Below are 13,359 nucleotides of genomic sequence, written 5' to 3'. Positions count from 1 at the left end.
CCGGACCCGATAGGGTCTGGTGCAGTCGACGGCCGCACCCACGCCGGACGACCGCAGATCTGACGAGGAGGCCATTGCCGCTGTAGGGACACCAGACCCACCGGCAATGGCCTTCTTCGTATGTGCACGAGGAGAATTTCCATGGACAAGGGCGCGGACGCCATTCAGGCCGACGACCAGCGCGACGACGACAAGGGTTCCGGGCGCTTCATGCTGAAGCTCTCCGGTGAGGCATTCGCCGGCGGCGGCGGTCTCGGCGTGGACCCCGACGTCGTGCACACCATCGCCCGCGAGATCGCCGCCGTCGTACGCGACGGCGCCCAGATCGCGGTGGTCATCGGAGGAGGCAACTTCTTCCGCGGCGCCGAGCTCCAGCAGCGCGGCATGGACCGGGCCCGGTCCGACTACATGGGCATGCTCGGCACCGTCATGAACTGCCTGGCGCTCCAGGACTTCCTGGAGAAGGAGGGCATCGACTCGCGCGTCCAGACCGCCATCACCATGGGCCAGGTCGCCGAGCCGTACATCCCGCTCCGCGCCGTGAGGCACCTGGAGAAGGGGCGCGTGGTGATCTTCGGCGCCGGTATGGGCATGCCGTACTTCTCCACCGACACCACCGCCGCCCAGCGTGCCCTGGAGATCGACGCCGAGGCGCTGCTCATGGGGAAGAACGGCGTGGACGGGGTCTACGACTCCGACCCCAAGAGCAACCCCGACGCGGTGAAGTTCGACGCACTGGAGTACGGCGAGGTGATCACCCGCAATCTGAAGATCGCGGACGCCACCGCCATCACGCTCTGCCGTGACAACCAGCTCCCGATCCTCGTCTTCGAGCTGACCACCGAGGGCAATATCGCTCGCGCGGTCAAGGGTGAGAAGATCGGCACGCTCGTGAGCGACGAGAGCACCCGGGCCTGACAGCCCCCCAGGATGGACAACGGCCTGCCGGTCGGACACCGTGCAGGTGAGGACGCGACGCAGGACCCGCAGGGCCAGGCGATGACGACGCCGGGCCCACCCAAGACACGCAGGAGCACGTGGTGATCGAAGAAATCCTCCTCGAGGCCGAGGAGAAGATGGAGAAGGCCGTTGTCGTCGCGAAAGAGGACTTCGCCGCGATCCGTACCGGCCGCGCGCACCCGGCGATGTTCAACAAGATCGTCGCCGACTACTACGGCGCGCTGACCCCGATCAACCAGCTGGCCTCGTTCTCGGTTCCCGAGGCGCGGATGGCCGTCGTGACGCCGTTCGACAAGACGGCGCTGCGCAACATCGAGCAGGCGATCCGCGACTCCGACCTCGGCGTCAACCCGAGCAACGACGGCAATATCATCCGGGTGACGTTCCCCGAGCTCACCCAGGACCGCCGCAAGGAGTACATCAAGGTCGCCAAGACCAAGGCCGAGGACTCCAAGATCTCGATCCGCTCCATCCGCCGCAAGGCCAAGGAGACCCTCGACAAGCTCGTCAAGGACAAGGAGTCCGGCGAGGACGAGGTGCGCCGCGCCGAGAAGGAGCTTGACGACACCACCGCGAAGTACGTCGCGCAGGTGGACGAGCTGCTCAAGCACAAGGAAGCCGAGCTGCTCGAAGTCTGATGAACGACTCTTCCTGGGGTGCCCCGCAAGGAGCCGGTCGCTGGGGCACGCCCGAGATGAGGGCTGCCCCGGCGGGTCCTGCCCACGATGTGCATGGCGCCCAGCAGACTCGGCCCATGCCCAACGTGCCGGACGTTCCCGACGCAGGTAGAGACGCGCAGAGCCGCGACGACCGGGACCGGGAAGCCGCTCACGTCAGCGGCCCCCTGTTCCGTGACGAGAAGCCGCAGGAGCCCATGTCCACCCCGCTGCCGCCCCCGCCGCAGAAGAAGCGTGCGGGGCGCGATCTGCGCGCCGCCATAGGGGTGGGCGTGGGTCTCGGCGCCGTCATCGGCGTCTCGCTGTTCATCGTGAAGGCCGCTTTCATCGGCGTGATAGTGGCCGCGGTCGTCGTCGGCCTCTGGGAGCTGACCTCCCGCCTCCAGGAACGCAAGGGCATCAAGGCGCCCCTGGTGCCGTTGGCCGTCGGCGGAGCCGCGATGGTCGTCGCGGGTTACGCGCGAGGACCCGAGGGCGCCTGGATCGCGATGGCCCTGACCGCCCTCGCGGTGCTGGTCTGGCGGATGACCGAGCCGCCGGACGGGTATCTCAAGGACGTCACGGCCGGGGTCTTCGCGGCTTTCTACGTACCCTTCCTGGCCACCTTCGTCGCCCTGATGCTGACGGCGGACGACGGGTCGTGGCGGGTGCTGACCTTCCTGACCCTCACCGTGGTCAGCGACACGGGGGCGTACGCGGTCGGCTGGCGCTTCGGCACGCACAAGCTCGCCCCGCGCATCAGCCCCGGGAAGACCCGCGAGGGCCTGTTCGGAGCGGTCGCCTTCGCGATGGTCGCCGGCGCGCTGTGCATGGAGTTCCTGATCGACGACGGCGCCTGGTGGCAGGGCCTGCTGCTCGGCCTCGCGGTCGCGGCCAGCGCGACCCTCGGCGACCTGGGCGAGTCCATGATCAAGCGGGACCTCGGGATCAAGGACATGGGCACCCTGCTCCCCGGTCACGGCGGCATCATGGACCGGCTGGACTCGCTCCTGCCGACCGCGCCGGTCGTCTGGCTGCTGCTGGTGCTGTTCGTCGGCTCCGGCTGACTGCTTCGGCACTCCGGCACCCCGGCACCCTGTCCCACCTGCACGTTCTACGAGTGAGGGTCCGTCGTCCACAGGGCGGCGGGCCCTCGCCCGTCTGTCCGCGACACCGGGTGAACCATGCCCGGGTCCGGCGACCCGGCAGGCCCGCGTGGAAGTCACCGTCGGGCCATGCGCGCGTACCGGTCCCGGTGGTCTCCTCGTACTTCAGGACCCCTTGGCTTTCCCCCATTAACGCACTGGACCCGTCCACCGGTATCCAGGAAACTGCGAGCATGCTGCATTCCGAATTAGCACCCTCCGTCATGCGGTTCTACGGCGAGACGGCCGACGAGGACAGCCGTCTGCGCACCTCGGCAGACGGCCGGATGGAACTGATCAGGACCCAGGAACTCCTCCGGCGCTTCCTGCCCCCCGCGCCGGCGCGTGTGCTCGACGTGGGCGGGGGGACGGGGATCCACGCTGAATGGCTGGTGAAGGACGGTTACGACGTCGCCCTGGTGGACCCGGTGCCCCGTCACGTCGAGGCCGCGTCGGCGGTGTGCCCGGCGGTCGTCGGGGACGCGCGCGACCTGCCCGAGCCGGACGACACCTTCGACGTCGTGCAGCTGCTCGGGCCGCTCTACCACCTGCCCGACCCGGCGGACCGGCAACGGGCGCTCGCGGAAGCCTCCCGTGTGGCCAAGCCCGGCGGGCTGGTCGCCGCTGCCGCGATCAATCGCTATGCGTCGCTCTTCGAGCACGTCACGTACGCCCACCTGCACACCGAGCGGATTCACGACTCCGTCTCCAAGATCCTGGAGACGGCGGTCTACGACGGATCGCGGGGGTTCACCCTGTCGTACTTCCACCGAGCCGAAGAGCTGGTGGCGGAGCTGGTCGCCTCCGGGCTGGAGAACGTGCAGGTCTTCGGCGTCGAGGGCCCCGCCTGGTCGCTGGTGAAGGCGGCGGAACAGCAGCCGGGCGAAGGCCCCACGGATGAGCTGATCGCCTCAGCCATGGACGCGGCCCGCATGGCAGAGCCGTACCCGGAACTCCTCGCCGCCAGCTCGCACCTCCTGGCCGTCGGTACGGTTCCCGCCCGCAGCGCCGACCGACGGCCCTGACCTGTGGACGGGGCCATGGGACCGGGCCGTCCGCGGGCCGTCGGAGGGCGCCGACGACGCCCCACAACCACCATCCACGACCGGCACTGTCCGGGCCCGGGGCGTCGCTGAGCTGGGTGATGACCGCTGAGCCGGGTGATGACCCGGGGCACCTCGTCGTGTCTGCGACACTGGATGAACCATGCCTAAGCCCGGAGAACTCACTTTCGTCGCGCCCCGCGGATCCAAGAAGCCGCCGCGGCACATCGCCGACCTCACGCCCGCCGAGCGCAAGGAAGCGGTCGCCGCGACCGGTGAGAAGCCGTTCCGCGCCCAGCAGCTCTCGCAGCACTACTTCGCGCGGTACGCGGCCGACCCGGCCGAGTGGACGAACATCCCGGCCGGATCGCGGGAGAAGCTCGCCGAGGCTCTGTTCCCCGACCTGATGTCCGTGATGCGGCACATCAGCTGCGACGACGACACCACGCGCAAGACCCTGTGGAAGCTGCACGACGGGACGCTCGTCGAGTCCGTCCTGATGCGCTACCCCGACCGCGTCACGATGTGCATCTCCTCGCAGGCCGGCTGCGGTATGAACTGCCCCTTCTGCGCCACCGGGCAGGCCGGCCTCGACCGCAACCTGTCGACCGCCGAGATCGTGCACCAGATCGTCGACGGCATGCGCGCCCTGCGCGACGGCGAGGTGCCCGGCGGGCCCGCGCGGCTGTCCAACATCGTCTTCATGGGCATGGGCGAGCCGCTTGCCAACTACAACCGGGTGGTCGGCGCGATCCGCCGTCTCACCGACCCGGAGCCGGACGGCCTCGGCCTGTCGCAGCGCGGGATCACCGTCTCCACCGTGGGACTCGTCCCGGCCATGCTGCGCTTCGCCGACGAGGGCTTCAAGTGCCGCCTCGCCGTCTCGCTGCACGCCCCGGACGACGAGCTGCGCGACACCCTGGTCCCCGTCAACACCCGGTGGAACGTCCGCGAGGTGCTGGACGCCGCCTGGGAGTACGCGGAGAAGTCCGGCCGCCGGATCTCCATCGAGTACGCCCTGATCCGGGACATCAACGACCAGGCTTGGCGGGGCGACCGGCTCGGCCGGCTGCTCAAGGGCAAGCGGGTGCACGTCAACCTGATCCCGCTGAACCCCACGCCCGGCTCGAAGTGGACCGCCTCGCGGCCCGAGGACGAGAAGGCCTTCGTCGAGGCCATCGCCGCCCACGGCGTGCCCGTCACCGTCCGGGACACCCGCGGCCAGGAGATCGACGGTGCCTGCGGGCAGCTCGCGGCCTCCGAGCGCTGAGGGCTGTTCCGTAGCCCTTGGCCTCTCCCGCCCGGGCGGCCGAAATCCGCCGGTGTAGCCTGGGCCCGAAATCAACTTCATATTCCGACAGGGGAGCGCCACAGCGCTGAGAGTGCGGCACCAAGGACAGGTTGGCCGCAGACCCTCTGAACCTCGCCCGGGTCATTCCGGGTAGGAAGTTCGGACCTTACTCAAGCTGTTGCGCCCTGCCCGCTTCCGGTTCGCCGGACGGCGGGCGGGGCCGCGTCTCTTCCTGGTCATCTCCAGGAGGAATCACATGAACACCACCACGAAGTACGTGGCGACAGCGCTCGCCGCCGCTCTCGGCGTCACCGTGCTCGCGGGCTGCGGCGACGACGGTTCCGCCGGCTCCGGGGAGTCCAAGGGCCCCGGCTCCAAGACCGTGACCCTGGTGAGCCACGACTCCTTCAACGTCTCGGACAAGGTGCTGAAGGCGTTCACGAAGGAGACCGGCTACAAGGTCGAGATCCTCAAGAGCGGCGACGCCGGAGCCGCGCTCAACCAGGAGATCCTCACCAAGGGCTCCCCGCGCGGCGACGTCTTCTTCGGCGTCGACAACACCCTGCTCTCCCGCGCCCTCGACAACGGTCTGTTCACCGCGTACGAGGCCAAGGGCCTGGACACGGTCGCGGCGGACACGCAGACGGACGAGAAGAGGCGGGTCACGCCCGTCGACACCGGCGACATCTGCGTCAACTACGACAAGAAGTACTTCGCCGACAAGAAGCTCGCCCCGCCGAAGACCTTCGATGACCTGCTGAAGCCCGCGTACAAGAACCTCCTCGTCACCGAGAACGCCGCGAGCTCCTCGCCCGGCCTCGGCTTCCTCCTCGGCACCATCGCAGCCCAGGGCGAGGACGGCTACGAGGCGTACTGGAAGAAGCTGAAGGCCAACGGCGTCAAGGTCGTCGACGGCTGGGAGCAGGCCTACAACGAGGAGTTCTCCGGCTCCGCGGGCGGCAAGAAGGCCAACGCCGACCGGCCGCTCGTCGTCAGCTACGCCTCCAGCCCGCCCGTCGAGGTGCTCTACGCCGACCCGCAGCCCAAGGAGGCCCCCACCGGGGTCGCCACCGGCACCTGCTTCCGCCAGACCGAGTACGCGGGACTGCTGACCGGGGCGGAGAACGAGGCGGGCGGCAAGGCACTGCTGGACTTCATGATCAGCAAGACGTTCCAGGAGGACATGCCGTTGAACATGTTCGTGAACCCGGTCGTGAAGGACGTGGCCCTCCCCGAGCTGTTCACGAAGTTCGGCGAGAAGATCGACACGCCTCCCACCGTCGCACCCGAGAAGATCACCGCCAACCGTGAGCAGTGGATCCAGTCGTGGCAGTCGCTGGTCCTGAAGTAGAGCCCGGGGCGAAGACCGCCGGGGCCGCCCGGGAACGGCACAGGACCGGGCGGCGCGGGGCCGCGCTGCGGCTCGGCCTGATGGCCGTGCCCGTGGCGTTCTTCGTGGTGTTCTTCGCCTATCCCGTGACCGCGATCGTCGGCCGCGGGCTCAAGGCGGGGGGCGACTGGCAGTTCGGGCGGATCGGCGAGGTGCTGGCCCGCCCGGACATCCTCGACGTCCTCTGGTTCACCACCTGGCAGGCCCTCGCCTCGACCGCGCTCACCCTGCTGATCGCCCTGCCCGGGGCGTACGTCTTCGCCCGGTTCGACTTCCCCGGCAAGCAGCTGCTGCGGGCGGTCGTCACGGTGCCGTTCGTGCTGCCCACCGTCGTCGTCGGCACCGCGTTCCTGGCGCTCCTGGGGCGGGGCGGGCTTCTCGACGAGCTGTGGGGCGTCCGCCTGGACACCACCGTGTGGGCGATTCTGCTGGCCCACGTCTTCTTCAACTACGCCGTGGTCGTACGGACGGTGGGCGGGCTCTGGTCCCAGCTGGACCCCCGGCAGGAGGAGGCCGCCCGGGTGCTCGGCGCCGGACGGTTCGCCGCCTTCCGCCGGGTGACGCTGCCCGCGCTCGCCCCGGCCGTCGCCGCCGCCGCGCTGATGGTCTTCCTCTTCACCTTCACCTCCTTCGGCGTCGTGCAGATCCTCGGCGGGCCCGCCTACTCCACCCTGGAGGTGGAGATCTACCGGCAGACCGCGCAGCTGCTGGACCTGCCGACGGCCGCCGTGCTGACCCTGGTGCAGTTCGCCGCGGTCGGCGCGATCCTCGCCGTGCACGCCGTGACCGTACGCCGCCGGGAGCGGGCGCTGAAGCTGGTCGACCCGGCCCGGACCTCCCGCAGGCCGCGCGGTCCCGGACAGTGGGCACTGCTCGGCGGCGTCCTGCTCACCGCGCTGCTGCTGATCCTGCTGCCGCTCGGGGTCCTGGTGGAGCGCTCCTTCGACGGAGCTGCTGGGGCCGGCGGGTACGGCTTCGGCTACTACCGGGCCCTCCAGTCGGCCGGGTCCGGCGGCTCCTCCACCTTCCTGGTCCCGCCGCTGGAGGCCGTCGGCAACTCCCTGCGGTACGCGCTCGTCGCGACGCTCATCGCGCTCGTCGTCGGCGGGCTCGCGGCGGCGGCCCTGACCCGGCGGGCCGGGCGGCTGGTCCGCGGCTTCGACGCGCTGCTGATGCTGCCGCTCGGGGTGTCCGCCGTCACCGTCGGCTTCGGCTTCCTGATCACCCTGGACGAGCCGCCGCTCGACCTGCGCACCTCCTGGATCCTGGTCCCGCTGGCCCAGGCGCTGGTCGGCGTCCCCTTCGTCGTACGGACCATGCTGCCCGTACTGCGCGCGGTGGACGACCGGCTGCGGGAGGCAGCCGCCGTGCTGGGGGCCTCCCCGCTGCGGGCCTGGCGGGAGGTCGATCTGCCGCTGGTGCGGCGCGCGGTGCTGGTGGCCGCCGGCTTCGCCTTCGCCGTCTCCCTCGGCGAGTTCGGCGCGACGGTCTTCATCGCGCGGCCCGACAACCCGACCCTGCCGGTCGCCGTCGCCCGGCTGCTGGGCCGGTCCGGGGAGCTCAACTACGGGCAGGCGATGGCCCTCAGCACGATCCTGATGCTGGTGTGCGCGGTGTCGCTGCTGCTCCTCGAACGTATCCGCACCGACCGATCCGGGGAGTTCTGAACGACATGCTCAGCTTGCAGTCAGCCACCGTGCGGTTCGGGAAGCGGACCGCGCTGGACGCGGTCGACCTGGAGGTCGCCGACCACCGGATCGTCTGCCTGCTCGGTCCCAGCGGCAGCGGGAAGTCCACCCTGCTCCGGGCCGTGGCCGGGCTCCAGCCCATGGACGGTGGCCGGGTCCTGCTGGCCGGACAGGACCAGAGCGGCGTCCCGGTGCACCGGCGCGGCCTCGGCCTGATGTTCCAGGACCACCAGCTCTTCCCGCACCGGGACGTCGGCGCCAACGTCGCCTTCGGGCTCCGGATGCACGGCGTCGGGCGGGCCGAGGCCGAGCACCGCGTCCGCGAGCTGCTGGATCTCGTCGGTCTGCCCGGGGCCGAGCGCCGCGCGGTCGCCGCTCTGTCCGGCGGTGAGCAGCAGCGCGTCGCCCTGGCCCGCGCGCTCGCCCCGCGCCCGAAGCTCCTGATGCTGGACGAGCCGCTCGGCCAGCTCGACCGCAGCCTCCGCGAACGACTCGTCGTCGAACTGCGCACCCTCTTCCAGGAGCTGGGCACCACCGTGCTGGCCGTCACGCACGACCAGGGCGAGGCGTTCGCGCTCGCCGACCGGGTCGTCGTGATGCGGGACGGCCGGATCGCGCAGGAGGGCGGCCCGCTGGACGTCTGGCAGCGCCCCGCCTCGGCGTTCGTCGCCCGCTTCCTCGGCTTCGACAACGTCACCGGGGCGACCGTGACCGGTCGGGCCGCCGCCACCGCCTGGGGCAAGGTCCCGGTGCCCGAGGGCTCCCCGCAGGGCGAGGTGGATCTGCTGGTCCGGCCCGCCGGGGTCCTGATCGGCGCTCCCGAGGACGGTCTGCGCTGCACGGTCGGCGTCCGCACCTTCCGGGGGAACCACGTGACCGTACGCCTGGCGCCCGAGAACGCGCCGGTGCTGGAGGCCGAGTGCGCCCTGCGGGACACCCCGGACGAGGGCGCGGTCGTGGGCGTCCGCTTCGACGCGGCGGAGACGGTGGTGCTGGCGGCCGGGGCGGACGCTCCCGAGGCGGACGCCTCCTGAGGGCTCAGGGCTCAGGGCTCAGGGAACCTGTGTCCCCGCCACCACCAGCCCCAGTTCGTACGCCAGGATGACCGCCTGCGCCCGGTCCCGCAGCCCCATCTTCGCGAACAGCCGGTTGATGTGGGTCTTCACCGTGTGGTCGGTGATGGTCAGCCGGTCGGCGATGGCCGCGTTGGACAGGCCCCGCGCGATCAACACGAGCACCTCCGCCTCGCGCACGGTCAGTCCGTCGATCGAGCGCGGCGGGGGAGCGCTGACCCGCTGGCGGGTGAACTCGGCGATGAGCCGCCCGGTGATCTCGGGAGCCAGCAGGGCGTGGCCGTCCGCCACCACCCGTACCGCGTGCAGTAGTTCGGGGAAGGTCGCGTCCTTGAGCAGGAATCCGCTGGCTCCGGCGGTGAGGGCGTCGTACACGTACTCGTCCAGGCCGAACGTCGTCAGCATCAGCGCCTTGGTCGCTTCTCCCGGTCCCGCGCGTCGCCGCCCGTGCGGTGGAGATCGCCCGTCGCCACGGCTGCGACAGCGTCTGGTTCGGGGCCGCCGCCCCGCTCAGGCTGCTGGCGGACCGGCTGCGCCGGGAGAGCGGGGTGCGGCGGGCCGTGGCGACGACGCACGGGCACGAGGTGTGGTGGGCCCGCACGCCCGGGGCGCGGACGCTGCTCCGCCGGATCGGCGACCGCGCCGACACCGTGACCTATCTGGGCGAGGCGACCCGCGCGCCCATCGCCGCCGCACTCGGCCCGGCCGCCGCCCGCCGCATGGTGCGCCTGGCGCCGGGGGTGGACGCGGAGGCGTTCCACGTACGGGAAGCGGTGCGCGAAGCCGTACGGGAGTGGCCGCGCGACGCCACACGCGCCGGGGAGTGGGACGGCGTACGCCCTCCGGCGGGCGGCGTCCGCGAGCGGTACGGCCTGGGCGGGCGGCCCGTGATCCTCTGCGCGGCGCGGCTCGTCCCGCGCAAGGGCCAGGACACCCTGATCCGCGCCCTGCCCGCCGTGCGGCGCGCCATACCCGACGCCGTACTCCTGCTGACCGGCGACGGACCTTACGCCCGGACCCTGCGCCGGCTCGCCACGGACAGCGGGGTCGCGGACGCGGTGGTCCTCGCGGGCGGGCAGCCGCACGCGGCGATGCCGGAGCACTACGCGGCCTGCGACGTCTTCGCCATGCCGTGCCGCACTCGCAGACGGGGTCTGGAGGTGGAGGGGCTGGGCATCGTCTTTCTGGAGGCCGCCGCAGCCGGGCTGCCGGTCCTCGTCGGCGACTCGGGCGGCGCGCCGGACACCGTACGGGACGGGGAGACGGGACATGTGGTCGACGGGCGCGACGTCGCCGCCGTGGCGGACCGGCTCGTGGCGCTGCTGCGGGACAGGGAGGGGGCCCGGGCGATGGGGGAGAAGGGCCGGGCGTGGGTCCGCGAGGCGTGGGGGTGGGAGGGGGCGTACGACACCCTCGCGGGACTGCTGACCCCGTGACCCGGGGCTGCTGACCCCCTGACCGGCGTGGCAGAGGGGCGGCGGGCCGGGCAAGCTGGAGGCGGACAGCCCGCGCCCGGCGTTCCGGCGGCGCGGGACGGCCGGATCGGACAAGGACCGTGATCATGACCGGTGGCACCCGCGAGGGCATCGACCTCACCCGCGTCCTGCACGCCCCTCAGCAGCGCGTCTTCGCCGCCTGGACCTCACCGGAGGACTTCGCCGCCTGGTACGGGGGAGAGGCGGACGTCCCCCTGGACCGGGTGGCGATGGACGTACGGCCCGGCGGCGCGTGGAGCCTGGTCATCGTGATGCCGGGCGTGGAGATGCCCTTCCACGGGATCTACCGCGAGGTGAGCGAGCCCGACGGTCTCGTCCTCACGCTGAAAGACGCCTCGGCGCCCGAGGACGCCGAGGGCGAGATCGTCACCGTCACCTTCAGCGACCTCGGCGACGGGACCACCGAGCTGGCCTTCCAGCAGCGCGGCGGCAACCTCACCCCCGAGCAGTACGCGGCGGCGGAGGACGGCTGGGAGGCCTTCTTCGACGCCCTGGCCGCCCGCCTCGCCACCCATCCCTGAGCCGGCCGGGGCTCCCGTCCCCGGACCTCCGGGAGGGAGCCGCCGACGGTTCACTTCGTCAGCGGAAGCGCCGCCAACTGCGCGATCACCCACGTCAGCGGGGCGAACAGGGCCAGCAGCGCGCCCGCCCGCAGCGCCGTCGCCCGGCGCAGCACGGCGGCCGGAGCGCCCATCCTGAGCAGCGCCTCGACCGTGTGGGCGCGGGCGTGCTTGGCCTCCAGGGCCGAGGTCAGCAGCGTCGCCGCCGTACAGCCGAGGACCAGTACCGCGCCGAGCGCGGTGAGCGGGCCGTACGGGCGCTCGTCGCCCCCGTACAGCGCCGAAGCGGCGATCGCCGCGGACAGCACCGCGCAGACGACCCCGAGCGGGCGGCCGATCCGGCGCGCCTCGTCCATCAGGACCCGCCCCGCCAGCAGCCGTACGGCACCGGGGCGCACGGCCTGCAGCGCCCGCCCGCACAGATAGGTCAGGCTCGGCCCCGCCATCGCCAGGCCGACCGCCGTGAGCGTCCACCCGATCAGTACCGCCACCGGGGTGGAGTCGTACCGTCCGGGCAGCGGGAACGCGCTCCCCGCGGCACCCCGTGACGCGATCGCCTCGACCGCGAGTCCGGCGGCCGTCAGCGCCACGCCCCAGGGGAGCCCGGCCGGGGCCGGTGCGGGCTCCGGCAGCTCCTCGGAGCCGAAGGTGTCCCGGGCCGGGTCGGGCCGGGACCGCAGGGCCAGCGCGCTCGCCGTCGACGCGGCCACCGGTACGAGCGCCAGCAGCATCAGCGCGGCGGCCAGTGGCAGCGGGCTGCCCGCGCCGAGGAACTCCGCGGCGCCCCCGTCGAACGGCATCCCGGTGAGATCGCCACGCAGATGCAGGAAGAAGAGCAGGGCCACCATCGAGCCGAGCGTGGTGGAGACGGCGGTGGATACCGCGGCCAGCGCGGACAGCCTGACCGGGCCGAGGCCCACGGAGGAGAGGCCCGGCCGGGGCCGGGTGCTCGGGTCGGTCCGGGCCACCGCCACGGCGAACTGCACGGTGGCGGCCAGCGGGACGAAGCACCACAGCAGCCGCAGCACCGAACCGGCGGACGCCGGGTGCGCGGCGGCGTACCCGAGGGCGCACAGGAGGAGGAACCCGACGCCGGCCGAGGCGGCGGCCACCAGCAGCCGCCGGACCAGGACGAGGGGATGGGACCCGCGGGCTAGACGGAGAGCGAGCACGCCGCGCGGCCCTCCGCTTCCGGTTTCGCGGCCACGGTACCGGTGGCGACACACCGGCCGTCCAGCAACGGGACGGCCCGGTCGGCGAGCGCGGCGACCTCGGCGTCGTGCGTGGCCAGCACGACGGTGATGCCGTGCGAGCGGGCCGCCGTGGTGAGGGTGCGCAGCACCTGGGCGCGCTCCGCGCGGTGGAGGGTCGCGGTGGGCTCGTCGGCGAAGACCACGGTCGGTGCGCCGCAGAGGGCGCGGGCCACCGAGACCCGCTGGCGCTGCGCCTGGAGGAGCGCGTGCGGCCGCTTCTTCGCGAAGGCGGCGATGTCCAGGCGCTCCAGCCATTCGGTGGCGGTCTTCCGGGCGGCCCGGTGCGAGACGCCGCGCAGCAGCAGGGGCAGCGCGGTGTTCTCCCAGAGGGTCAGCTCCGGGACCAGCTCCGGATCGGAGGCGATCCAGCCGAAGCGCTCCCGGCGCAGCTGTTCGCGGACCCGGGGGGCCATGGTGTGGACGGGGACGCTGTTGAACCACACCTCGCCCTGCTGGGGCACCAGCCGGCCGGAGAGACAGTGCAGCAGCGTGGTCTTCCCGCTGCCGCGCGGCCCGGTCACAGCGAGGATCTCGGCGTCCCGGACACCGAGGGAGACACCGCCGAGACCGGGCGATCCGTTGTGGGAGTGGTGCAGGGAACGCGCCCAGATCACGTCGTTGTCCGGCGGGGCCACCATGGCGTACACCTCGGTTCAGGTCAGATTTCCCGATTCCCCCGTACGGGGGAACGAAGACGCGGCCGATCGGTCACTCGGCACCGTAGATAGTCGGACCGGTGTGGGCGCACGGCACGCGGCCCGGATACGCCCCTTGTCACTCGAAGGGGCGTATCCGGGCCGGAGA

Annotated in this window: 11 protein-coding genes and 2 pseudogenes; 10 read left to right on the top strand and 3 right to left on the bottom strand. The window is 72.0% G+C overall.

Annotated features, from left to right (window positions below):
* Nucleotides 1-141 precede the first annotated feature (141 nt).
* The 8 genes from pyrH to D581_RS0129330 all read left to right on the top strand — a co-directional run bounded on the left by pyrH (nt 142) and on the right by D581_RS0129330 (nt 9,207).
* Nucleotides 142-918, top strand: coding sequence for a UMP kinase (pyrH, locus tag D581_RS0129365; RefSeq protein WP_018960719.1), 777 nt, complete (start codon nt 142-144; stop codon nt 916-918).
* A 122-nt stretch (nt 919-1,040) separates the two neighbouring features.
* Entirely contained in the window at nt 1,041-1,598 is a 558-nt protein-coding gene (frr, locus tag D581_RS0129360) for a ribosome recycling factor (protein ID WP_018960718.1), read from the top strand.
* Nucleotides 1,598-2,683, top strand: coding sequence for a phosphatidate cytidylyltransferase (locus tag D581_RS0129355; protein ID WP_026291018.1), 1,086 nt, complete (start codon nt 1,598-1,600; stop codon nt 2,681-2,683). The genes frr and D581_RS0129355 overlap by 1 nt, the downstream gene beginning before the upstream one ends.
* Before the next feature lie 272 nt (nt 2,684-2,955).
* Nucleotides 2,956-3,786, top strand: coding sequence for a class I SAM-dependent methyltransferase (locus D581_RS0129350; RefSeq protein WP_018960716.1), 831 nt, complete (start codon nt 2,956-2,958; stop codon nt 3,784-3,786).
* 181 nt (nt 3,787-3,967) lie between these two features.
* Nucleotides 3,968-5,074: a dual-specificity RNA methyltransferase RlmN gene (gene rlmN, locus D581_RS0129345; RefSeq protein ID WP_018960715.1), complete on the top strand. Its 1,107-nt coding sequence runs from the start codon at nt 3,968-3,970 to the stop codon at nt 5,072-5,074.
* A 277-nt stretch (nt 5,075-5,351) separates the two neighbouring features.
* The gene (locus D581_RS0129340; RefSeq protein WP_018960714.1) at nt 5,352-6,446 is read left to right on the top strand and encodes a thiamine ABC transporter substrate-binding protein; all 1,095 of its coding nucleotides are present in this window, start codon (nt 5,352-5,354) and stop codon (nt 6,444-6,446) included.
* A gap of 80 nt (nt 6,447-6,526) precedes the next feature.
* The gene (locus D581_RS0129335; protein WP_018960713.1) at nt 6,527-8,152 is read left to right on the top strand and encodes an ABC transporter permease; all 1,626 of its coding nucleotides are present in this window, start codon (nt 6,527-6,529) and stop codon (nt 8,150-8,152) included.
* A 5-nt stretch (nt 8,153-8,157) separates the two neighbouring features.
* On the top strand, nt 8,158-9,207 hold the full coding sequence (locus D581_RS0129330) for an ABC transporter ATP-binding protein (protein ID WP_018960712.1): 1,050 nt from the start codon (nt 8,158-8,160) through the stop codon (nt 9,205-9,207).
* Between the two features lie 18 nt (nt 9,208-9,225).
* Here the strand turns inward: D581_RS0129330 and D581_RS01000000137855 are convergent.
* Nucleotides 9,226-9,681: pseudogene (locus D581_RS01000000137855) on the bottom strand (LuxR C-terminal-related transcriptional regulator); the annotation flags it as partial.
* Between D581_RS01000000137855 and D581_RS01000000137850 the strand changes: the two are divergent.
* Nucleotides 9,663-10,682, top strand: a pseudogene (locus tag D581_RS01000000137850) (glycosyltransferase family 4 protein); the annotation flags it as partial. The pseudogenes D581_RS01000000137855 and D581_RS01000000137850 overlap by 19 nt on opposite strands.
* A 125-nt stretch (nt 10,683-10,807) precedes the next feature.
* Nucleotides 10,808-11,263, top strand: coding sequence for an SRPBCC family protein (locus D581_RS0129315; RefSeq protein ID WP_018960709.1), 456 nt, complete (start codon nt 10,808-10,810; stop codon nt 11,261-11,263).
* A 50-nt stretch (nt 11,264-11,313) separates the two neighbouring features.
* Here the strand turns inward: D581_RS0129315 and D581_RS0129310 are convergent, their stop codons facing one another.
* Both D581_RS0129310 and D581_RS0129305 read right to left on the bottom strand, forming a co-directional pair.
* Nucleotides 11,314-12,474: a hypothetical protein gene (locus D581_RS0129310; RefSeq protein ID WP_018960708.1), complete on the bottom strand. Its 1,161-nt coding sequence runs from the start codon at nt 12,472-12,474 to the stop codon at nt 11,314-11,316.
* Nucleotides 12,456-13,193 (bottom strand): ATP-binding cassette domain-containing protein, encoded by a 738-nt coding sequence (locus D581_RS0129305; protein ID WP_026291016.1) that lies wholly within the window; start codon nt 13,191-13,193, stop codon nt 12,456-12,458. Before D581_RS0129305 ends, D581_RS0129310 begins: the two co-directional genes overlap by 19 nt.
* Nucleotides 13,194-13,359: the final 166 nt, after the last annotated feature.

The organism is Streptomyces sp. CNB091 (assembly GCF_000377965.1).
Note: the sequence above shows the minus strand (reverse complement) of the source record. Positions and strands in the feature narration are given on the sequence as shown.

Coding starts and splice junctions, on each gene's coding strand:
- D581_RS0129335 (WP_018960713.1), top strand. CDS start 6,527: ATGGCCGTGCCCGTGGCGTTCTTCGTGGTGTTCTTCGCCTATCCCGTG.
- rlmN (WP_018960715.1), top strand. CDS start 3,968: ATGCCTAAGCCCGGAGAACTCACTTTCGTCGCGCCCCGCGGATCCAAG.
- D581_RS0129315 (WP_018960709.1), top strand. CDS start 10,808: ATGACCGGTGGCACCCGCGAGGGCATCGACCTCACCCGCGTCCTGCAC.
- D581_RS0129330 (WP_018960712.1), top strand. CDS start 8,158: ATGCTCAGCTTGCAGTCAGCCACCGTGCGGTTCGGGAAGCGGACCGCG.
- D581_RS0129340 (WP_018960714.1), top strand. CDS start 5,352: ATGAACACCACCACGAAGTACGTGGCGACAGCGCTCGCCGCCGCTCTC.
- D581_RS0129350 (WP_018960716.1), top strand. CDS start 2,956: ATGCTGCATTCCGAATTAGCACCCTCCGTCATGCGGTTCTACGGCGAG.
- pyrH (WP_018960719.1), top strand. CDS start 142: ATGGACAAGGGCGCGGACGCCATTCAGGCCGACGACCAGCGCGACGAC.
- D581_RS0129305 (WP_026291016.1), bottom strand. CDS start 13,193: ATGGTGGCCCCGCCGGACAACGACGTGATCTGGGCGCGTTCCCTGCAC.
- D581_RS0129355 (WP_026291018.1), top strand. CDS start 1,598: ATGAACGACTCTTCCTGGGGTGCCCCGCAAGGAGCCGGTCGCTGGGGC.